Consider the following 22,376-nt stretch of genomic DNA (forward strand, 5'->3'; position numbering starts at 1 on the left):
AATTTTTTTAATAATCTAACAATAATTAATCTTATATTATAAATATACTCAAAGAAATAGTTTTGTCAATTTATGTATTTTTCTAAATGTGTGAGTTTTTTAGCGTATGATAAACAATTATATTTTTATATAAATTTTTATTCAACTTTTTCCCACGTACGAGCTGTACCACCTTGCCGCACGGTAATGCTATGCTTTAATTATAACTTCTTAGTCGTGCGGGGGAGTGCATTTTAACGTACAATTAAATTATAAAATTTATAATAAAAATGCAGTTCTTCGCGAAGCGTATCCGAAGGATATAAGGTTCTTTTATACCAATACCGAGTAGGTGCCTTGCCTACGGCACGCAGAGCGTCGGCAAAAGAACTGGGGTCGTGTACCCTTCGGGAACGCTTCGCAGGGGGCAAAGCCATGCAATAATAAAAATAAAAAAGTTAAAAATTCACTCTTCATCAACTATAGGTTTCTCTATAATCTCTAAAACTCTATTAGTCTTATCTATTTTACCAAAATAAGCCCCAACAAACGGTATAGAAACTTCCTCTTTACTATCTTCTAAAGAAATAACAAAAACATAATTAGAAGGCAAAGAATATAAATCTACTACCTTTCCATAAAGCTTACCATTAGAATCTATTACATTATAGCCTATAATTTCAGCCTCATAAAAACTATTATCATCTAAAGAAGGAAGATTCTCATAGTCAATATAAATATCTTTTCCTATTAGAGCTTTGGCATCATCGATACTGTCTATTTTTTCTAATTTGAAAACAAAAGATTTATTTTTTTTCTTGATGTTTATTATTTTATATTCTTGATTATCAATATATATATTAGTATTATTATTTAAAATAGGAAGAGAGGCAAAATAACTTTTATCAATAAAAGTACACTCCACCTCTCCATTTAAGCCATGCACACTAGTGATAGTTGAATAAAAAATCTTCAATTGTCAATAATCTCAAGCATAACACGTTTACCGCTTTTCATAGAAGCAGCAAAAAGAATAGTTCGTAAAGCATGAGCTATACGACCTCTCTTACCTATTATTTTACCTATGTCGCTTTGATTAACCTTTAGTTCGAGAATAGTACTTTTTTCACCTTCGATTACTTTAACACTAACCCCATCAGGCTCATCAACTAGCTTTTTAGCTAGGTACTCAATAAGCTCTTTTTCTTCCGTCATAGCACACTCCTTTTATTATAATATATAATTAAGCCTCAGTGTTACTTTCTTCTGTTGTTACTTCCGGCTTAGCTTGTGTACGATTCTTACGTCTTTTCTCAGGATTTTTTAATGCTCTTCTTTGCTTTCTGTCAAGCGGTGCGCCTTTATCTTTTTCCATTAGACCTTCTTTTATAAGAATGCTTTTAACTGCATAAGTAGGCTGTGCACCATTAGAGAGCCATTTCTTTATGTTCTCTAAATCTAATTTGTATAAAACATCTTTAGCCTTAGGATTAAACCAACCCAACTCCTCTATAAAACGACCATCGCGTGGAAAACGAGAATCTGTTGCCACTACACGATAATGAGGTTCATGTTTGCGACCTATACGTTTTAATCTTAATTTTACCACCTTTCTTTCCTCCAAATTATTACATTAATTTATTTAAATCTTCTATAGACATACCTATGCCCTCTAGGGATTTTGCCAATTTATTCATTTTTTTAGTACTGCCCATCATATTTTTCATCATTGTAAATTGTTTTATCAACTGATTTACATCATAAATACTCTGACCACTACCATTAGCTATACGCATCTTTCTTGAATTGTTCAAAGGAAATAATGCCAAACGCTCTTTTTTAGTCATCGATTGTATAATAGCTTTATATTTTACAAACTTCTGCTCTTCTCTGCTTATTAATTCATTATCTACATTAGCCATTCCTGGTATCATAGAAGTCATTTTAGATATACCGCCCATTTTAGTTGTAGCATCAATTTGTTTCAAAAAGTCATTATAATCGAAATTATTTTCTATAACTTTTTGAAGCATTTCCTGAGCTTCTTTTTCACTTATAGCAGCACGAGCCTTCTCAACAAGTTTTACTATATCACCCATGCCAAGTATTTGACCTGCAACTCTTTTGGCATCAAATACATCTATATCTTCTAAATGTTCACCAGTACCTATAAATTTAACTGAAGAACCTGTTGCATAACGAAGTGATAAAGCAGCACCGCCTCTAACACCAGAATCGAATTTAGTAAGTATTACACCATTTATGCCAATATTGCTTTGAAAACTTTTAGCAACATCAAATACACTTTGACCTGCTGTAGAGTCAACAACGAGTAATTTTTCTGTAACATCAACAGAATTAACAACTCTTCTAAGCTCAAGCATCATCTCTTCATCTATCTCTAAACGTCCTGCAGTATCTACAATAATCATATTGTACTGCTCTTTTTTAGCAATAGACATAGCTCTTTTTAATATCTTATAAGGCTTTTTCTCTTTTGTATCTATATGACAAGGAACACCAACCTCTTTAGCTAATACTGCTAATTGCTCCATAGCTGCAGGTCTGTGTACGTCAAGACCAACAAGAAAGACTCTTCTTTTATCTTTATAGTATTTTGCTAATTTAGCAGAAGTTGTTGTTTTACCAGAACCTTGCAAACCGAATAGAAGTGTAACTGTTGTTTTTTCTACTGGTTCTAATTTAAGACCGCTTTCACCTTCGCCTATCATAGAAACTAATGTATCATGTACATCGGCTACGAATTGATTAGCGGGGTCTACATTTTCTAATCTTTCTTTACCTATAGCTCTTTTTTTTGCTTCTTCCAAAAATTTATCAGCTGCTTCTAGAGATACGTCTGCTGATAATAGAGCTTCTTTAATGCCTATGAGGGTATCTTCTATATCTTTCTCAGATAATACTTTTTTATCGCGTAATTTGGAGAACACGTTAGATATAGATTTTGTTAAATTATCAAACATTTAAAAATACCAATAAATCAATAATTTATGCATAGCTATTTTACGACAAAAACATAAAAATGTCAATAACTTTTAGATAAATTCATACTAACTGATATTGCTTGAAATATTTTTTTTCATCTTTTAAAAATATTATCTAACATATTAAACAATTTTTTTATATATTTTAATTATTAAGAACCAATTAAAATTATGTAAATATAAAAAATTAAATAAAAAAGTCGATATTAATATAAATTATGAAAAACATATTAAAACTTATTATTCTTACATCAATACTAATTAGCTGTAAATTAGAAAATATTACCGGCACTGGTGTAGATAATAGATTTGCAGGCACTTGGACTGGAAAAATTATAGAAGAAGATAATAATACAAATATACCAGACATACCAATACAGCCTCCTCCTGGCGGAGAAGGAACTACAGAAGATAACACTAACGAAAGAGATATAATCGTAACTATTAATGAAGACGGCTCAATATCTATAGATAGTGATTCAATACCGGCATCAAATATATATAAAGATATAAAAAACAACGTACACTACTATACAATATCATACATCACATCTTATCAAGAAAACTCTAGTACAGTATTTAATTATATGATTATATTTGAAGATAATACCAAAGCTACTATAGAAGGAACAACTATAACAACATTAAATGAAAGAGAAGAAAGAGTAAAAGTTCCTCAAACCACCATAAATAAACAAACTGAAACTAATTAAATAACAATAAAATTCTTCAATAACTCTATTGTGTAAAACACTAATTAATTATAATATATACAAATCAAAAAAATAAAAAATTGGTTAAAATATATGAATGAATTTTTTAAATGCGACAAACCTAAAGAAGAATGCGGAGTATTTGGAATATACTCAAAAGAAATAAAAAAAGACATATTAAAAACTCTTAACTATGCACTATACGCTCTTCAGCATAGAGGTCAGGAAAGTGCTGGAATAACTGTATCAAATTATAAACATTTATTTACTTATAAATCTATGGGACTTGTTTCAGATTTATTTTCTAGTAACATACCTAAAGAAACAGAAGGAAATATTGCTATAGGTCATGTAAGATATTCTACTACAGGAGCAAGCAAAATAGAAAATGCTCAGCCTCTTGAAAACTTATTTAGATTAGGTCAAATAGCTATAGCACATAACGGCAACCTTACTAATGCATATCAATTGAGAGATAAATTAGAACAAGAAGGTGCTACATTTAATGCTACTTCAGACAGCGAAGTTATAATAAAATTAATAGCAAGAAAAACTGTAAATAATTTTATAGACGGAATAAAAGAGACTATCAATATAATTGAGGGAGCTTTTGCTTTGGTTATAGTGGTAGACGGAAAGTTAATTGGAGTTAGAGACCCTCATGGAATACGTCCTTTATCATTAGGAACTAATTCTAATGGAGATTATTTTTTAGCTTCTGAATCTTGTGCTTTAGATGCTGTGGGAGCTAAATTTGTACGCGATATAGAAGCAGGCGAAATGGTGATTATAGATGATAATGGTATTCAATCTATAAAATATAAAAATACTAAATTAAAAAACTATCCTTGTGCATTTGAGCATATATATTTTGCAAGACCTGAAAGCAATATAGATGGAATTAACGTATATAATGTAAGATTTCAAACAGGTGTTTTACTTGCCAAAAAAAATACAGTAGATGCTGATATTGTAATAGGTGTACAAGACTCTGGAACTATTGCCGCATTGGGATTTGCAAAAGAAAGCGGTATTCCTTATAGCATTGGTTTGGTTAAAAACAGATATATTGGAAGAACATTTATTATGCCGGAGCAGTCAAGCAGAGAAGAAACTGTTAAATTAAAATTCAATCCTCTAAAGCATTTAATAGACGGTAAAAAAGTTATATTAATAGATGATTCACTCGTAAGAGGTACTACAAGTAAAATACTTATTGATATAGTGAGAAAAGCAGGTGCTAAAGAAGTGCATTTTAGGTCAGCTTCACCTGTTATAAAAAACCCTTGCTATTATGGTGTAGATATATCTTCCAAAAAAGAACTTATAGGAGCAAAACTCTCTGTAGAAGAGATTCGCAAAGAAATTAATGCTGATACTTTAGAATATTTATCTATAGAAGATATGTTTAAAGCTTTAGGCGGAACTAATTATTGTATAGGTTGTTTTAACGGAGAATATCCTACATCAATACCTAAAGAATAATATCTGAATAATATAATTACTAATACTATATTTTTGTTATAGTTTTTTATTTATTAAAAAATGTTGTTTTATATATCATCATTTTCTATATTATCTTCATCTTCTTTATTTTCTTCTTCTGCCTCTTCATTAGTATTATTTAGTTTTTCTATTCTAATCTTTGTAACAATATTTCCGCTCTTTCCAACAACAGTAAAAGAATAACCATTATATTTAATAGCCTCATTTCTCTTTGGAAGCCTTCCAAGATAAGAAAATAAAAATCCTCCCACAGTATCAGCATCATCATCTGGTATATCAGGAATTATTCCATATTTATTAATCTCTTCTATTCTCATTCTAGCATCAACTAAAAAACTTCCGTCATCATTACTCTTCACTTCCTCATCATCATCTTCATCAAACTCATCTCTAATATCTCCAACAATCTCCTCAAGTACATCTTCCATACTCACAATACCAGAAAATCCGCCATACTCATCGACAACCATAGCAATATGAATCTGCTTAGTTCTAAAATTCTTCAAAAGCTCCATAAGCGAAATAGATATAGGGACAAAAAAAGGCTTGTGTATTATCTTTTTTAGATTAAAAGTTTTTTCATCTATATCAACCAAATCTTTAACATAAAGCACACCTACAATATCATCTATACCATCTTTATAAACAGGTATCCTAGAGTTTCTATCTCTGTTAAAAGCTTTAATTACCTTCTCATAGCTTGTATCTATATGAAGCATATTTACATCAACTCTCGGTATCATTATATCTTTTACATTTTTGCTTTTAAGCTCAATAGTATTTATTACAATCTCTCTTTCTTCTTCTGTTAATAAACTTAAATTAATATAATGACTTTTATCGTTATAATTATCTTTATTTTTTTTAACTATCTTTTTTAATATCTTTTTTATTGGCATTATTATAATTCCCTTTTATATGTTCAAGTATTTTTTTATATAATTCTCTCATTCTTTTATAATTTTTTTTAAGAGATTTTTCTGTATAATTATGATGTATACCTTGCAAATGAAGTATAGAATGAACTATTAATTTTATAACAGTCATCTTTATTTTATCTTCGCTATATCTATCCAAAACCCACTCATAAGAAATAACAATGTCCCCACCTTCATTGGCTTCTCCCATAGGAAAAGTTAATACATCGGTTGCTTTATCTTTATTTCTAAATTGTTTGTTTAATCCTCTTATATAATCATCATTAGAAAAAACCAGATTTACTTCACCATCAATATTAGCAGCTTTTACAGCATGACTTAAAAAATATCTATAAATATTGAGATTAATATCATAATCAGTATTGTTAAAAACATTAACATTTTTCATACTATTTCTTTACTTTATCTTTATTAAGAGCTTCTTTTTTAGAATTGATATTTTTAATAAATCTTTCTTTTGTTTTTGAAACTTTTTTAGTATCTATTTTTGTATTTTTTTCAGTATTTTCATTTTTATCTTTATTTTCTTTGCCTATATCTTTTGGAAGCTCTGGATATTTTATTCTCTCATGCAATGATATTAAAATCTTCTGTAAGCTTATTCTTTTAATAGTTTCAATATCTTGTAATGTAAGTCCGCTGTCATTTAATTCGCCTTCTGCCATTTTGCTTTTTACTATATTATCTATAAGCGAAGATAATTTTTCTTTGGTAGGGTTATTTATTGTTCTGCTTGCTGCTTCTATTGAGTCTAATATCATTAAAATAGCTGTAATTTTTGATTGAGGTTTTGGTCCTCCATAAGTAAACAAGCTTACATCTATATCAGGGTCTTCTTTTAGAGCATCTGCATAAAAATATTTTATTAAACTTGTTCCATGATGTTCTTTTATGGCAGCTATTATCTCTTTTGGAAGCCTATATTTCCTTGCTATCTCCACACCAAAACGAACATGCGATTTTACTATGGCAGCAGATAAAGTAGGTTTTAATTTATTATGTCTGTTATCATCTTTATTTGTGTTTTCTATAAAGTATAATGGATTTTCTATTTTACCTATATCATGATAGTATGCAGATACGCAGGCTAATCTTCCATCTTCTCCAATCTCATCAGCTATAGTTTCTACTAAATTAGCCATATTAATAGAATGGTGATAAGTACCAGGAGCATTAATTTGAAGCTGTCTTAAAAGAGGATTGTTCAAGTCTGCCAATTCCTGAAGCCTAAATATAGTAGCAGTCTCAAGTAAATACTCACAAATAGGAAGAATAATCATAACAAGTATTGCCTGTATTAAACCGCTTGCAAAAGCAAATACAAAAATCATATGGTTAAAATCAAAATTATCTTTAATAAATACATTAACTAATGATACTATGCTCAAACATACTCCTATCTGAATGCCTAGCCATAAAACTCCATTTCTGTTATTAATTTTCTTTGTAGAAACAGAAGTTATCATTGATATTACAAATAGTGAGAAAAACTCATATACATCAGCCTGCACCATATTGGCAGCTAAAAGAGTAATACATACAGTTACAATAGCAGAAATTCCTCTTCTTGCCCCAAGTAAAGTATTAAGCATAGAAAACATTGGTATGAAAGTGTATATATAAAATGGTATATTGATAAGTTTATCCGATACATAGTTGCTTATAAAATATGCTATAGACATAATAAGCAAATATTCAAGCGAGAATAAAATAAAATTCTTAAAGTTAGTATAAAAGTCTATATTATATTTAAATATAATGTATCCCACAAAAGCAAATAACATCAATATAAATAAAGCCTGACCTATTAGAGTTTTAATATTATACTCAAGAAAACTGCTATTATCTAATATATATTTTAAAAGATTAACCTTATCCTCTGTAACCCTTTCACCTTCTTCTAAAATAGGAAATCCTGCTTTTATTGTTGTATATATAGGCTCTACAGATAATGGAATTTTGTTTATCTCTTCTTGAGTTTTTTCAGAGTTATAAATTAAATTATCTACTAAAAATACATTGATTATGGAAGATATTGTATTGATATGAAATACATTTAAATCATTATATCTATTTCCCAAAATAGAGCTAATTTCATTTTTTAAATTCTCTAAAAAGAATATTCTGTTTTTTGCAGCTATTCTCTCTTCAACAACATAATCATTATACTTATAAATAAATATTCCATTATTAAGAATTAATCTTAAAGTTTCAGGTGTTAAATTTCTTCTAGATATTATACCAACATCAAATAAACTCTTAAGCGTATCTACAACCTTAGCCTCATATCCAACAGTATCTCTATTAATAATAGCATTAGAAAAAATAGTCTTATTAATATTGAGATTATATTCAGATATTACAGCATCATACATCTCATCAAAAGAAACATTATTAGTATCAAAGCTTTTAATAAAATTAAACATATTGCTAACTTTTGATAAAGACTCTTTTTCTATGCTCTCAGGCATTTCAAATATAGGTCTTACATTCGCTTGCAAATATGCTATTAATCTTTGAGTCTCTTCTATATTTTTATATTTTATATTGTTTTTTGCAATCAATGGTTCTTTTACAGTTTCGCCAATAGACGGTATTGTAATTTTTTGCATATAATTTGGAAACACTAATAATAATGTTATTATATACAAAATCAATGCTATTAATAATTGAAATATCCTCTCCATATTAAGAGTTTTATTAATTATAGATTTTATAATTTTTTATTCGTGTTCATAATAATTTTTATCCATTAATTTTACACATTTGTATTATCAGCATTATCATAGGCTTCTAATATTTTAGAAACTAACCTATGCCTTATCACATCTTTTTTATCAAAATGATGAAAAGCTATGCCTTCTATATTTTTTAATATTTTAATAGAATGCTCCAAACCAGATTTTACATTCTTAGGCAAATCACTTTGAGTAATATCCCCAGTAATAACAGCCTTAGACTTTTCACCAATCCTACTTAAAAACATCTTCATCTGAGCAACTGTAGTGTTCTGTGCCTCATCAAGTATTATAAAAGCCCTGCTTAAAGTTCTTCCTCTCATATAAGCTAAAGGAGCTACTTCTATTTTGTTCTCTTCTGTGTATTTTAATATTATATCACTAGACAAAAGACTATACAAGGCGTCATATACAGGTCTCATATACGGAGAAATCTTTTCTTTAAAATCACCAGGTAAATATCCTAAACTCTCACCCGCCTCAACAACAGGTCTTGTTATTATCATACGCTCAATCTTATTTTCTGCAAGCAAACTTATACCATAGGCAACAGATAAAAATGTTTTACCCGTACCAGCAGCACCTGTAGAAAAAACTATATCATTAAAAATCATCTTCTCTAAATATTCACCCTGAGAAATGGTTTTCATCTCTATGTTTCTTCCAAGATAAGGCAGCTTTATACGCATATTAATTAAAGAACTCTCACGCTCTTTAAATATATTATCAGATATATTAATAACCTTTTCTAAAGAAATTTCGGTATTAGAAATATACATGTCTTTAAGTATATATATTACTTTTAGAGTGTCTTCTATATTTGAATAGTTACCCTCTATAGTTAATTCATTTCCCTTTGGATATATTGAAACATTAAATTTATTCTCTAAAACTTGAAGATTTTTATCCTCTGCACCGCAAATGGAAATATATGCTTCATAATCTTTAAACTTTACTTTATTGTCTAATCTTTTTTTATTTATATTATTATCCTTATAATTTTATTGTATTATAATATAGTACAAAAAAATTAATTATTGTCAATATTACATACATCAAAATTTAGATTATGGAATATATAAATAAATTTGTTATAATTTATATTAGAAAATAACAAACGGAGTATTATTAATGATTAGAGAAGTAATGCATATAGGCATCACAGTAAGCAATATGGAAAAATCTATACATTTTTACAAAGATATATTAGGGCTAACTTTTAAAGGCGAAGCTATGATGGAAGGCAAAGAAACAGATTTATTATTTAATATGAAAGGAGTAAAAGTAAAAATAGCATACCTTAATGGAAGCGATAATATAATAGCTCCTCCAATAGAGCTTTTGCAATTTATAAATGAAGAAGCTAAAAAAGATACTTCTCAATTAAATAAAATATCTATTTCTGAGATTTGTTTTAGAGTTGAGAATATAGATGAAATGTATAAACATCTAATAAAAAACAATGTAGAATGTTTATCAGAGCCTCAATATTTTGACTTTGAAAATTACGGATTTGGTAAGAGTAAAGCTTTATATTTTAGAGACCCTGATGGTATCATATTAGAACTAATGGAGAATATATAATTATAAAAGGTTTTAAATTATTATTTTAAAATTCTAATATTATAAAAAACTTAATATTAATTACTCTCTGCTTGAGAAAACTTTATCTATAATGCCGTATTCTTTAGCTTCTTCAGCACTCATGAAATAGTCTCTATCCATATCAGCTTCAAGTTTTTTAAGTTCCTGACCAGTATGCTTAACAAATATATCATTTAATATAGCTTTTAGTCTGATAGTTTCTCTTAATTGTATTTCCATATCAGTAACCATACCTCTGGAACCGCCTGAAGGTTGGTGTATCATAATTCTTGAGTTTACAGTAGCAAATCTTTTGCCGCTAGCACCGCCTGCAAGAAGCAAAGCACCTGCAGAAGCAGCCTGACCAACACATAAAGTAGCAACATCAGGCTTTACATATTGCATAGTGTCATACATACCCAAAGCAGCAGTAACAACTCCTCCTGGGCTATTTATATATAAAGAAATGTCTTTTTCAGGGTCAGCAGATTCCAAAAATAACAACTGAGCTATTACAACATTGGCAACATCATCATTAATCTCTCCGCCCAAGAATATAATTCTATCTTTTAAAAGTCTTGAGTAAATGTCATAAGAACGTTCGCCTCTGCTTGTTTGTTCTATAACATAAGGTATAGTCATATAACTTTTTTCTATATATTTTTTATCAACTCTATCAAATTTATACATCATAAACCCTTTTTTAAATTATCTAAAAATTAATAACCAGCCCAAAGATCATTTTCATTAGCAACAAATCTTCCAGCATCTTTTTCTGTAATATTAATATGCTCTTTTATATAATCTAATATAGCTTCTGATACAGCTCTGTTTTCTGCCTCTTTCATTATATGATTAATAATGTCTTGCTGCTCTTCTTTAGGTCTTTTTGATAATCCTAAATAGCTTTGATATTGATAAAGTCTGTTAGCATATTCTTTAGCTTTATCTTCATTTATGTTAAGAGAATCTTTATAAACATCAGCAAGTTTAGCCATAATCAAGTCAAAACTAATTTGTTTTTTTACATTCTCTTCATATTCTTTTTTAATATCATCTTCTTTTTTACCAACAGAAATTAGGAAGTCTGTTTTAGTCATTCCGTTTCCAGAAACTTGTCTTTCAAAGTCTTCTAAAGCTCTATTTAATTCCATTTCATAATAGCCTTTAGGTATATCTACTTTTACAAGTTCTAACATTTTATTAAATATAGAATCATTTATAAGCTCAGAATCCGCTCTAGCTTCAGCTCTTTTAGCTAAATGATCTTTTAATCCTTCTTTTACTTTTTTTACTTCTTCTTCTTTTGAATCATCTTTAATATTTGGTTTTTCTACTTTTAAAACTTCCATGATTAAAGTAGCTTCTCTGCCATTAACAAAAGTAGTTAAAAGTTTTTTATCACCTTTTTTAACATCTACAGCATTTTTAGCAAATATAGTTTCATTTTCATTATCTGTAGCTATAAGAGTTAATTCTTTATTATATTTTTTGTTTTCTTCATCATCAAACTCAATTTTTACATATACTTTATCGCCGAGTTCAGATTTTAATTCGCTCTCTTCAAAAGGAGAAAATCTCTGTAAAGATAATTTATATGCTTTTTCTATAGCCTCATCATCTATATTATATTTATTTTTCTCTAAAGAGATAGATGAAAGTTCAGGCAAAGCAATCTCAGGAAGAGGATAGTATTCATAAGTAAGATGAAGACCATCATCTTTATTTTCCATATATGATAATTTAGGAGTAGCGATACATTTAGCATTTTTTTCATCGCTATAAGTATTCCAAACATTTTCAATCATCACTTCATTAGTAGCAGATTCCAAACCTTCTCTATATCTAGAAAGTATAATATTATTAGGAGCATGACCAATTCTAAAACCTTTAATATTAACTTTAGGTTTATAATATTCAATTTGTTTTTCTAATTCTTTATTATAAGCATCTTTAGAAACAACAACCTTTAGAGTAACTAAATCCTTATCATCTGTAGAAGTTTCGAAGTTAAAATCTTTAATTTCCATTGATATACAACCTTTATATAAAAAATTAAAAAAACCCTCAACAGAAAGAATAATTTCTATTGAGGGTTATCTGATGAGCGGGAAACGGGACTCGAACCCGCGACAGTCTGCATGGCAAGCAGAAACTCTACCAACTGAGTTATTCCCGCATTAGACTTGTGAAATAATATAACATAACTCTAATTAAATGTCAATAGTTTTTTTATATTTTAACAAAAATTAATTTATATAACTATTCATCAATATATTCAGAAATATCTCTGTTAGAACGTCTCCAATTACCTACTACTTTCCATTTTTTTACATCACAATATCGGCAAAAAGGTACAGGCTTTGCAAGAAATTGTAATATTTCATTATAATCTTTAGCTTTATATATATCGATATAATCCAACTCTGTAACCTCTAAGTTTTTATTAAAATATTTATTAAAGTGTTCAATATTCGGTATTATAGGGCAAGTATAAAGCTTACCATCTTTTAAATGAATACAATGATTAGCATGAAAGCAATTTATAAAACTATAGAAAGCATCTTGAGATTTATTTAAATCTAAAACAAATTTCCAACTAACTTTCTCATTAAAACTTTTATTTTCAACTAGTTACAAATATTATATTATATTCTTTTGCTTTTTTCTCTATAGCATCTATATCTATATTTATATCATAAACTGTTACTATAATTTGAATTTTATTCTCTTTACAAACATTCCAAAATTCTTCATCTTTTTTTAAAAGCATAATCCCATTGGTATATATTGATATTGCATTATTACTAAAGTATTTCCTAATTATCTTAATATACTCATTGATATTTTTATTAAGCAATGGCTCACCACCCAACAACATAAGCTGATATATTCTTCCATTAGTAATTTCATAAAGACGCTTTATATCATTTTCAAAACTTTCTATAGACACATATCTTTCTTTAGCAAGCTGAGAGAAATGATTACAACTAAAGCAGTGCAAATTACAATGCTCTGCTAAATTAATTTCTACAAGATACAAAAAATCTTGAGGTGTCACTCTTTTTAACTGCTCATAAGTAATATTATTATTATCTGGAAAAAATTTTGAATATAATTTTGTTCTAGCCTTATCTCTAATTTTTTTTATAGGTATCCACCATACTATATCATCTACTATAGTTCTGCTCATAAAATACTCCTAAAATTATATATGAAAATTATATATGAAAATTATAAAAAATAAATAATAAAATTAATATTTTTTAAACATTAAATTGATTAAGCATTTTTATAATATACCGAAAAATTAAGATAGTATAATATAAAACAATAGGGGGAAGAATGTATAAATACACTATAGAAGGCTCTAAAAATATTAATGGAACTGTGAAAATTTCTGGTTCTAAAAATGCATCACTTCCTCTTTTGGTAGCTTCAATACTTACTGATGAACCTGTAACACTTCATAATGTACCAGATTTAGTTGATGTGCAGGTATTAATAAATATATTAGAACCATTGGGAAAGAAAGTTGATTTTAAAAACAACACCACTGTGATAATATCCCAAAACGGCAAAAGCGATGAAGCTCCATATAAACTAGTAAAAAAAATGAGAGGCTCTATTATAGTGCTTGGACCATTACTTGCAAAACGTAAGCATTGTAAGGTTTCATACCCCGGCGGCTGTGCTTTTGGTCCAAGACCAATAGATTTGCATCTGAAAGGAATGGAAGCATTAGGTGCTAAGATTGATATCACCGCCGGCTATATAGACGCCACTGTAAAAGATAATCTAATAGGTGCAGATATAAACTTATCTGGAAAAAATGGCCCTACTGTTTTGGGTACTGATAATGTTATGATGGCTGCTACTTTGGCTAAAGGTACAACTATTATAAGAAATGCCGCAAGAGAACCGGAATGTACAAACCTAGCAGAATTATTAAAAGCTATGGGGGCAAAAATTGAAGGCATAGGAACTTCTACTCTCACAATAGAAGGTGTTGAAAACTTAAAAGGCGTAGAGTTTGAGGTGATACCAGACAGAATAGAAACAGGTACTTTTTTGGCGATGGCTGCTGCTGGAAGAGGAAAATTAAAATTAGAAAATACTAATCCAGAACATTTAACTTATGTGTTAGATTTGCTTTCTTCTATAGGCTGCGATATAAAAACTACAAAATCAACTATAGAAATAGATGCTTCAAATAAAGAATTAAAGCCTTTTGAAATAGAAACTCTTCCATATCCAGGCTTTCCAACAGATTTGCAGGCAATATTTACAACTTTAGCATGCACAATAAAAGGTTCAAGCAAGATAAAAGAGACTATTTACCCAGACAGATTCAGCAATGTACCAGAATTAATTCGTATGGGTGCTGATATAGAATTATTTGAACCTAGCATTATTGTAAACGGCGGAAACAAACTTTCTGGTGCTGATGTACAGGCTAGTGATTTGCGTGCCGGTGCTGCATTGGTTATTGCTGGTGCTGTAGCAGACGGTGTTACAGACCTTCACAGAATATACCACATAGAAAGAGGATACGAAGACTTTGTAAATAAATTAAACAAAATTAATATAAAAACAACAAAAGAAAAAGATGATATATTATAAATAAAGGGGGATATATATAAATGGTTAGAGGAGTTTATACAGGTGCTAGCGGAATGATAGCAGAACAATACAGACTTGATGTTGTAGCTAATAATTTGGCTAATGTTGATAAACCTGGTTTTAAAAGAGATACTGCTACTTTCAAAGCTTTTCCAGAAATGATGGCTGCTAGAACTGAAGATGATGGAGTTGTAATATTTCCTCTTGGTTCTACAGATATAAGACCTTATGTTGGAAGACTTGGTACTGGTGTAGAAGTAAATGAAGTTTTTACAGAGTGGGAGCAAGGTTCTTTAAGAGAAACTGGCAATCAGCTTGATATAGCTTTGGGCGATAAGGGATTTTTTGCAGTAGAAACACCTCATGGAGAAAGATACACTAGAAACGGAAGCTTTTTAATTGATAAAGATAATTATCTCGTTACAAAACATGGATATAAAGTAATGGGAGAAAATGGTTATATACAAATAAAATCTAACAACTTCAATATAGATGAAGAAGGAAGAATTAGCATTAACAGAAGATATCAAGACAACGAAGACTTTGTTCAGTTTAATGATAATGAATGGGAAGATGAAGAAATACTTGATACTTTAAAAATTGTTCGCTTTGAAAATGAAAGATACCTCAAAAAAGAAGGAGAATCATTCTGGGTAGATACAGATATCAGCGGTCCTGCTTATATAGCTCAAAAAGGCGTAGACAGACCTAAAGTATTATCAAGATTCTTGGAAATGAGCAACGTAAACCCTATAAATGAAATGGTTAGAATGATAGAAGTTCAACGTGCTTATGAATTAAACTCAAAAACTATATCAACACATGATACTCTAATAGGAAGAGTAGTTAATGAGGTTGGAAGAGTATAAATTAATATTTTGATAAAAATTGTACGATAATGTATAATAGTATCTAAAATTATATAATTAAAAGGAATGGATTATTGTATGGCTGTAGATAAATTTCAACACAAAATTATTTTCTCTCTAAAAATGCAGCTTATTTTTACATATATAATAGTAAATCTGCCTATATGGTATATTATACTATACTTTTTTATATACAGTCATAAAATTCCCTTCTTCGGTATTAAAATAATAGCAACTATATTTTCTGTAATATCAATACTAAAATATTTTGATATATGGAAAAACGGTCTAAATATACAAATAGCTAGAAAAACTATAAGACTCTTTACAGCAACATCTATAATCTCTTCAGTATTAGAAATAGCATTATATAATATAATAAATAAAGATGTTTTTATATATACATCTATAATAGCTGTAATTGCCTGTTTATTAGTAAATGGAGGTGCCGTTTCTTTAACTCTGCTTTCATTCAAAATAGCTACACTTAAATTAGACTTAGAAACTAATATTAATACTTTCTATATCCCAATTACAACTAAAATCCTCTATACTATTTATTTCTTTTTCTTTTCTGTTGTATTGGTATTTTTAATCTATTCAATCAATGTAAATGAAAATTTATATATCAATAATTATATTAATAACACATTAAACGAAATAATAAAAATAGATGATAATATATATTCATTAAACAATAGTATAAAAAATGATTTAAATATTTATAATAGAGTTATAAATAATGTTTATTCAAATAGATATACTCAAAATAGAGATATTTTAAAAACAGAAATAGAAAATAGATTATCTTATATAGACAGAGTATTAAAAAATAATTATAAAGCAATTTATATAAATATAGATAGAGAGTTTTTAGATTCAAACTTAGCATATTCTATTAGTATAACTAAAAATGCATCATCTAATGATAATGCTTACACACTAAGAACAGCAGACAGCTTAACTACACACCCTATATTAGAAAACAATACTACAAGAAGAGATTTTTATATATCAATAATAGCTAATGATAGAAATAATATTAATATATCAGCACACTACCCAATAACTTTAAATGACATTCAAGCAGGATATATAATATCAGATATTAATATAAATAATTATTACAGTAATATGATTACAAATACTTCTATATCTGATTTATCATATATATACTATAACTTTAATACAAAAGAAGTATTATTAAGTTCAGAACAAGGCAATATGTTAGAAAATGCCAATACTGTATTAAGAAGAAAGTCTGCTGATTTAATAAAATATCTAAATGAATTTGAATCTCAATTAGATAATAAATCTTTCTATGTTACTCCAATACTTAATATAAACGGCAATAGAACTATGGTTATAATGTATTACATGAAAGATTTAAATATTTCTGCTGTATATTATAAAGACCTTACTAGTATAATAAAAAGTTCTGCTATAGAAAGAGAAATATCTATAATATTATCTATAGTTATAATAATATTCTTAGTTGTTTCAGCTACTTATTTGTATATTATAAGACAATTATTTAAGCCTATAGATTCAGCTACAGAATCTGCTAAAGGCCTTATAGGCGGTAAGGGAGATTTAAGAAAAAGAATATACTCTAAAAATAATGATGAAATTGGAGTATTAGTATACAACTTCAATTTATTCCTTAATGGTTTAGATGACATTATAGGAAATTTAAAAACAGAAAGTAATAATGTATTCAATGAAATAAAATTAATAGACAGAGCAATAGAATCAAATGCTCAGATGGTAAATGACCAAAGTGCTAGTATTACAGAAAATATAGCTAGTGTAAATAATATTATTAATTCTATTAAGAATGTTACCAACTCTTCAGAGCAGCAGAAACATGCATTCTCATCAGCTTCAATTGCCGTAGAAGAATTATTACAGACAATTTATAAAATAAGCGATAACATGGAAAAACAAGCATCTGCTGTAGAGCAAACATCTTCTTCAATAGAAGAGATGATATCAAATATTACAAGTGTAGCTAAAAGTATTAGTAAAGCACACTCATTCTCAAAAAAATTGCTTATAGATGCTCATGACGGCGGAGACATGGTAGATGAGGTGATAGAAGCTGTTAGAGGTATTGAGGAAAGCTCTGACCAAATTAAAGAGATAGTTAACGTTATTCAAGGTATTGCCGAACAAACAAACCTTTTGGCTATGAACGCAGCTATTGAGGCAGCACATGCCGGCGAACAAGGTAGAGGTTTCTCTGTAGTTGCTGATGAAATTAGACTCTTGGCAGAACATACCGCAGATAACACAAAAACTATTACAAACATCATTAAAACTATTACTAAAAGAATAGATGAAACAGTAGAACTTGCAAACAACAGTGGAAAATCACTTGAAAATATACTTGATATGTCTGAAAATACTTCAAGGGTTGTTGCAGAAATTAATACTGCAAACAGTGAGCTTGAAATAGGCGGTAGAGATATACTTGAAACTATTAAACACTTAAATAACATTACTATGGGTGTTAAAGAAAATGTACGCGAGCAGATTAACAGCGGTGATGTGGTAGACAGCCAAATTACATTACTAGACCAAATTAACAAAGAGGTTGCTGAGATTATTGAGGCTAATAGTGTTGGAGCTACTGAAGTTGTAAGCACTATGGCTTTCTTAAATGAATTATCTGTAAAAACAGCTAAAAGTAATCATGAGTTCTTTATGGTTACTAGTAAGTTAAGCGAAAGTTTTAACAAATTCCAATCTCTTATGTCTGGATTTATTACAAATGTTGATAACGTGGAAGAAAAATCTGATGATATAATATTAAATTTAGATACAGAAGAATTTGATACTAATGATATAGATATTAATAAAATAAATGAAACTGAAAACAAAATAGATGTGGAAATAAAAGAATTAGAAGAAGAATTATCAAATACTGAACAAAATGGTTTTTCTAAAGAGGATAAAGTTCTTGAAATATTAAAAGAAGACTTTAAAAATCCTGATATGTTTTATTAATACACAAAAACATTATATTATTATATTATATTTTACTTTTTATCTGAAAATTAATTATATTATTAATAATATTATATTTCACAATAATACTCATTATATGTATTGACAATAATAAATTAAAAATATATACTAAAATTTGAGTATGCTTAGGAGATAGAATGTCCTTATATAATATAGCAGAAATAGATCTAAAAGCATTACAAAACAATATAAAAATTATTCGTTCTATGACAGGAAACACTAAATTACTCACCATAGTGAAAGCAAATGCATATGGTCATGGTATTGTAGATATGTCAAAGCAATTAGAAAATCTAAATGTAGATGCTCTTGGAGTTGCTACTGTAGAAGAGGGAGTAAAGATAAGAGAGGCTGGTGTAAAAATACCAATAATTGTTTTGTTTCAGCATTTTAAAAATGAAGCAGAAGATGTTTGCCGATATGATTTAACTCCTATTATAAGTAATGCTGAATGTTTAGATGATTATGACAGATTTTTGAAGAATCATAATAAAAAGTTAAAACTGCATATCAAAGTAGATACTGGCCTAAACAGAATGGGAGCAAAACCTAAAGATGTATTAAGCTTGGCTAATAAGATATTATCATACGGCACTTTAGAGATAGAAGGAATTAATACTCATTATGCTGCTTCTGATGGATTTGATGATATATCTAAAGAGTTTACAGAAAATCAAATAAAAATTTTTAGTGATGTTTTAAATGAATTAAAAACAAACGGCATAAAAATAAATAATGCTCATACTGCAAATTCTGCTGCATTGCTTTATTATAAAAATGCCTATTTCGATATGGTTAGAGCAGGCATAGTAGTTTATGGATATACAGAGAAGCTCTATGACTTTGGATTTAAGCCTATACTAAATTTAAAATCTAAAGTTATTTTAACTAGAAAAATAAAAAAGAATGAAACAGTTTCTTACGGCATGACTTGGAAAGCTGATAAAGATACTAATATAGCTGTAATACCTATAGGATATGCTGACGGACTATCAAGAAAACTTTCTAATAATTGGGAAGTAAAAATAAACGGTAAATATTATCCTATAATAGGAAAGATATGCATGGATATTATAATGGCAGATATAGGAAATGAGGATAATATAAAAGAAGAAGATGAGGTTTTAATATTTGGTGATGATGAGAGACTTAATGCTAATACTATGGCAAAAAAAATAGAGAGTATAAGTCATGAGGTATTGGTTCGTATTGGTGAGAGAGTTAAGAGAGTTTACAAAGATTAATTATAAATAAATATTTTAATAAAAAATAATTTTAAGGAGTACATCAAAATTTAAATAAACTAATTAAAAAAAGGAGATTATTATGGTTGATATGATAGCAAAAATCAACGGCATTATTAACGGTTTTGTGTGGGGACCTGTAATGCTAACCCTATTGGTTGGAACTGGTATATTTTTAAGTATTAGAACTGGTTTCTTACAAATTACACAAATACCTTTATGGGTAAAACATACTTTTGGTTCTTTAGCAAAAAAACAAGATGCTGATGATAATATTACCCCTTTTCAAGCGGTGAGCACAGCATTAGCAAGTACTGTTGGTACTGGAAACATTGCTGGGGTTACTACTGCAATAGTAGCAGGAGGACCTGGTGCTTTATTTTGGATGTGGTTTGCTGCTTTTTTTGGAATGGTTACAAAATATTCTGAGGTTATATTAGCTGTTCATTACAGAGTTAAAGATGATCAAGGTCATCACCATGGCGGACCTATGTATTATATATCTAAAGGTGCTAATTTACCTTGGCTTGGCAGTATATTTGCTGCTTTTGCTGCTTTGGCTTGTTTTGGTGCTGGAAACATGACTCAAACTAATGCTATGGCGGCTGTTGTTTATCAAAATTTTGGTATACCTAAAATTATTACTGGGGTTGTTGTTGTTGCTTTAACTGCAATTATAATAATCGGAGGAATTAGAAGAATTGCTACTGTTACAGAGAAACTTGTTCCTGTTATGTGTGTTATATATTTAGTTGCTGGTATTATTATTTTAGCTTTAAATTTAGATAAGATTCCTCATGCTTTTCAAAGAATATTCTCTGAAGCTTTCAATTTGAAACAAGTAGGTGCTGGTTTCATGGGATATTCAATAATGATAGCAATGAAATTTGGTTTTGCTAGAGGTGTATTTTCAAACGAGGCTGGTTTAGGTACTGCTCCTATGGCTCATGGTGCTAGTAACTCTAAAAACCCTATAGAGCAAGGTTTATGGGGTATATTTGAAGTACTTATTGATACTTTCTTTGTTTGTACTTTAACTGGACTTATGGCTATTATATTCTTAGAGGCTAATCAAGGTACTAAATTAAACGGTGCTGAATTAATATCTGCTTCTTTTGGTGCTAACTTAGGACATGCCGGCTCTATAATACTTACTGTATCATTAATATTATTTGCTTTCTCAACTTTTGTTGGTTGGTCACATTATGGAGTTGTTGCTTTAGGTTATCTCACTAAAAGAAATAAAATAGCTTCTTATGGTTATAGAATTATATTTTTAATTATTGGTATAATAGGTGCTGTTGCTCAATTAGATTTAATATGGTCTATAGCAGATACTTTAAATGGTCTTATGGCTATACCAAACTTAATAGGTCTTTTAATTTTATCTCCAAAAGTAGCTAAACTAACAAGAGAGTATTTGAAAGATCCTTCTTCAACAATTATGAAAGACTAAAAATAACATAAAAAAATAATAAAGCACTCGCTTAAAAAAGCGGGTGTTTTTTTATTTGCAGTAAAAATTTTTTTGATATTATTTAGATTATTTTACTTAATTTTCTATAAAATAAGATTTCACACTTTTAAAGCACTATCCCCGTTAGAATCTATTGCTACAATCAGCATCATGTCTTCAACATAAAGCTCTCTAATAGCCTCAGTGCCTAAATCTTCAAAAGCTATTACTTTGCATTTTTTTACACAATGAGCCATATAAGCAGCAGCTCCTCCTATAGCACAAAAATAAACTCCGCCATATTTTTTTATAGAGTCAATAACATCTTTAGACCTAGCACCTTTACCTATTGTAGATAAAACTCCTAATTCTGTTAGCTTTGGAGTGTATGCGTCCATTCTATAGCTTGTTGTAGGTCCAACGCTTCCTATAACTTCATTTGGTTTATTTGGTGAAGGGCCTGCATAAAATATTGTTTTGTTTTCTAAATCTAATGGCAATTTTTCTCCATTGTTTATCATGTCTATTAATCTTTTATGTGCGGCATCTCTTGCAGTATATATATTGCCTGTTAAGCTTATCATATCGCCTGATTTTAATGTTGATAATATTTCTTTTGTGAGAGGAGTGTTTATCTTTTTTATTTCCATAAAATTATTACCTTAAAAAATTTTTATTAAACTATTTAAAC

General features: G+C 28.8%; 20 protein-coding genes, 1 tRNA gene and 1 pseudogene. 8 read left to right on the forward strand and 14 right to left on the reverse strand.

Annotation, left to right across the window (positions count from 1 at the left end):
* Window positions 1-445: 445 nt before the first annotated feature.
* From rimM to BPP43_RS08080, 4 genes are read right to left on the reverse strand one after another with little or no spacing between them, the layout of a single operon-like run.
* Window positions 446-955 (reverse strand): ribosome maturation factor RimM, encoded by a 510-nt coding sequence (gene rimM, locus BPP43_RS08065; protein ID WP_014932089.1) that lies wholly within the window; start codon window positions 953-955, stop codon window positions 446-448.
* The gene (locus BPP43_RS08070; protein WP_014489041.1) at window positions 952-1,194 is read right to left on the reverse strand and encodes a KH domain-containing protein; all 243 of its coding nucleotides are present in this window, start codon (window positions 1,192-1,194) and stop codon (window positions 952-954) included. The genes rimM and BPP43_RS08070 overlap by 4 nt, the downstream gene beginning before the upstream one ends.
* A gap of 28 nt (window positions 1,195-1,222) precedes the next feature.
* Complete coding sequence (gene rpsP / locus BPP43_RS08075; RefSeq protein WP_014932088.1) at window positions 1,223-1,588, reverse strand: 30S ribosomal protein S16; 366 nt, start codon at window positions 1,586-1,588, stop codon at window positions 1,223-1,225.
* A gap of 19 nt (window positions 1,589-1,607) precedes the next feature.
* A complete protein-coding gene (locus tag BPP43_RS08080; protein ID WP_013244230.1) occupies window positions 1,608-2,963 on the reverse strand; it encodes a signal recognition particle protein in 1,356 nt (451 codons plus the stop codon).
* Between the two features lie 239 nt (window positions 2,964-3,202).
* Here BPP43_RS08080 and BPP43_RS08085 point away from each other — a divergent pair, with 239 nt between their 5' ends.
* Both BPP43_RS08085 and purF read left to right on the forward strand, forming a co-directional pair.
* Window positions 3,203-3,697: a hypothetical protein gene (locus BPP43_RS08085; RefSeq protein WP_015274667.1), complete on the forward strand. Its 495-nt coding sequence runs from the start codon at window positions 3,203-3,205 to the stop codon at window positions 3,695-3,697.
* 93 nt (window positions 3,698-3,790) lie between these two features.
* Entirely contained in the window at window positions 3,791-5,182 is a 1,392-nt protein-coding gene (gene purF / locus BPP43_RS08090; RefSeq protein WP_015274668.1) for an amidophosphoribosyltransferase, read from the forward strand.
* A 68-nt stretch (window positions 5,183-5,250) separates the two neighbouring features.
* Here purF and tlyC read toward each other — a convergent pair whose 3' ends face one another.
* From tlyC to BPP43_RS08110, 4 genes and pseudogenes are all read right to left on the reverse strand, one after another.
* Complete coding sequence (gene tlyC, locus BPP43_RS08095; RefSeq protein WP_015274669.1) at window positions 5,251-6,102, reverse strand: hemolysin C; 852 nt, start codon at window positions 6,100-6,102, stop codon at window positions 5,251-5,253.
* Entirely contained in the window at window positions 6,068-6,529 is a 462-nt protein-coding gene (gene ybeY / locus BPP43_RS08100; RefSeq protein ID WP_013244226.1) for an rRNA maturation RNase YbeY, read from the reverse strand. Before ybeY ends, tlyC begins: the two co-directional genes overlap by 35 nt.
* A 1-nt stretch (window position 6,530) precedes the next feature.
* A pseudogene (locus tag BPP43_RS08105) lies at window positions 6,531-8,878 on the reverse strand (HD family phosphohydrolase).
* Between the two features lie 21 nt (window positions 8,879-8,899).
* Window positions 8,900-9,658, reverse strand: coding sequence for a PhoH family protein (locus BPP43_RS08110; protein WP_013244224.1), 759 nt, complete (start codon window positions 9,656-9,658; stop codon window positions 8,900-8,902).
* Between the two features lie 352 nt (window positions 9,659-10,010).
* Here BPP43_RS08110 and BPP43_RS08115 point away from each other — a divergent pair, with 352 nt between their 5' ends.
* Complete coding sequence (locus BPP43_RS08115; protein WP_015274671.1) at window positions 10,011-10,463, forward strand: VOC family protein; 453 nt, start codon at window positions 10,011-10,013, stop codon at window positions 10,461-10,463.
* A gap of 60 nt (window positions 10,464-10,523) precedes the next feature.
* On the opposite strand, the gene clpP is transcribed toward BPP43_RS08115, so the two are convergent.
* The 5 genes from clpP to BPP43_RS12320 form a co-directional block, all read right to left on the reverse strand.
* Entirely contained in the window at window positions 10,524-11,153 is a 630-nt protein-coding gene (clpP, locus tag BPP43_RS08120; RefSeq protein WP_013244222.1) for an ATP-dependent Clp endopeptidase proteolytic subunit ClpP, read from the reverse strand.
* Window positions 11,154-11,182: 29 nt separating this feature from the next.
* Complete coding sequence (locus BPP43_RS08125; RefSeq protein ID WP_015274672.1) at window positions 11,183-12,493, reverse strand: trigger factor; 1,311 nt, start codon at window positions 12,491-12,493, stop codon at window positions 11,183-11,185.
* A gap of 76 nt (window positions 12,494-12,569) precedes the next feature.
* Window positions 12,570-12,642: transfer RNA gene (locus BPP43_RS08130), tRNA-Gly, on the reverse strand.
* 83 nt (window positions 12,643-12,725) lie between these two features.
* Window positions 12,726-12,887 (reverse strand): hypothetical protein, encoded by a 162-nt coding sequence (locus tag BPP43_RS12315; protein WP_252832299.1) that lies wholly within the window; start codon window positions 12,885-12,887, stop codon window positions 12,726-12,728.
* Between the two features lie 202 nt (window positions 12,888-13,089).
* The gene (locus tag BPP43_RS12320; RefSeq protein ID WP_252832300.1) at window positions 13,090-13,656 is read right to left on the reverse strand and encodes a radical SAM protein; all 567 of its coding nucleotides are present in this window, start codon (window positions 13,654-13,656) and stop codon (window positions 13,090-13,092) included.
* Between the two features lie 152 nt (window positions 13,657-13,808).
* Between BPP43_RS12320 and murA the strand changes: the two genes are divergently transcribed.
* From murA to BPP43_RS08160, 5 genes are all read left to right on the forward strand, one after another.
* Entirely contained in the window at window positions 13,809-15,086 is a 1,278-nt protein-coding gene (gene murA, locus BPP43_RS08140) for a UDP-N-acetylglucosamine 1-carboxyvinyltransferase (protein WP_013244219.1), read from the forward strand.
* 20 nt (window positions 15,087-15,106) lie between these two features.
* Window positions 15,107-15,955, forward strand: coding sequence for a flagellar basal-body rod protein FlgF (flgF, locus tag BPP43_RS08145; RefSeq protein ID WP_013244218.1), 849 nt, complete (start codon window positions 15,107-15,109; stop codon window positions 15,953-15,955).
* A gap of 78 nt (window positions 15,956-16,033) precedes the next feature.
* Window positions 16,034-18,964, forward strand: a complete 2,931-nt coding sequence (locus BPP43_RS08150; protein WP_015274673.1) for a methyl-accepting chemotaxis protein — start codon at window positions 16,034-16,036, stop codon at window positions 18,962-18,964.
* A gap of 158 nt (window positions 18,965-19,122) precedes the next feature.
* Window positions 19,123-20,229, forward strand: coding sequence for an alanine racemase (alr, locus tag BPP43_RS08155; RefSeq protein ID WP_015274674.1), 1,107 nt, complete (start codon window positions 19,123-19,125; stop codon window positions 20,227-20,229).
* 82 nt (window positions 20,230-20,311) lie between these two features.
* Complete coding sequence (locus BPP43_RS08160) at window positions 20,312-21,685, forward strand: alanine/glycine:cation symporter family protein (protein WP_015274675.1); 1,374 nt, start codon at window positions 20,312-20,314, stop codon at window positions 21,683-21,685.
* Window positions 21,686-21,804: 119 nt separating this feature from the next.
* On the opposite strand, the gene BPP43_RS08165 is transcribed toward BPP43_RS08160, so the two are convergent.
* The gene (locus BPP43_RS08165; RefSeq protein WP_015274676.1) at window positions 21,805-22,335 is read right to left on the reverse strand and encodes a Fe-S-containing hydro-lyase; all 531 of its coding nucleotides are present in this window, start codon (window positions 22,333-22,335) and stop codon (window positions 21,805-21,807) included.
* Window positions 22,336-22,376: the final 41 nt, after the last annotated feature.

The sequence above is a fragment of the Brachyspira pilosicoli P43/6/78 genome, assembly GCF_000325665.1.
Classification (GTDB): Bacteria; Spirochaetota; Brachyspiria; order Brachyspirales; family Brachyspiraceae; genus Brachyspira; species Brachyspira pilosicoli.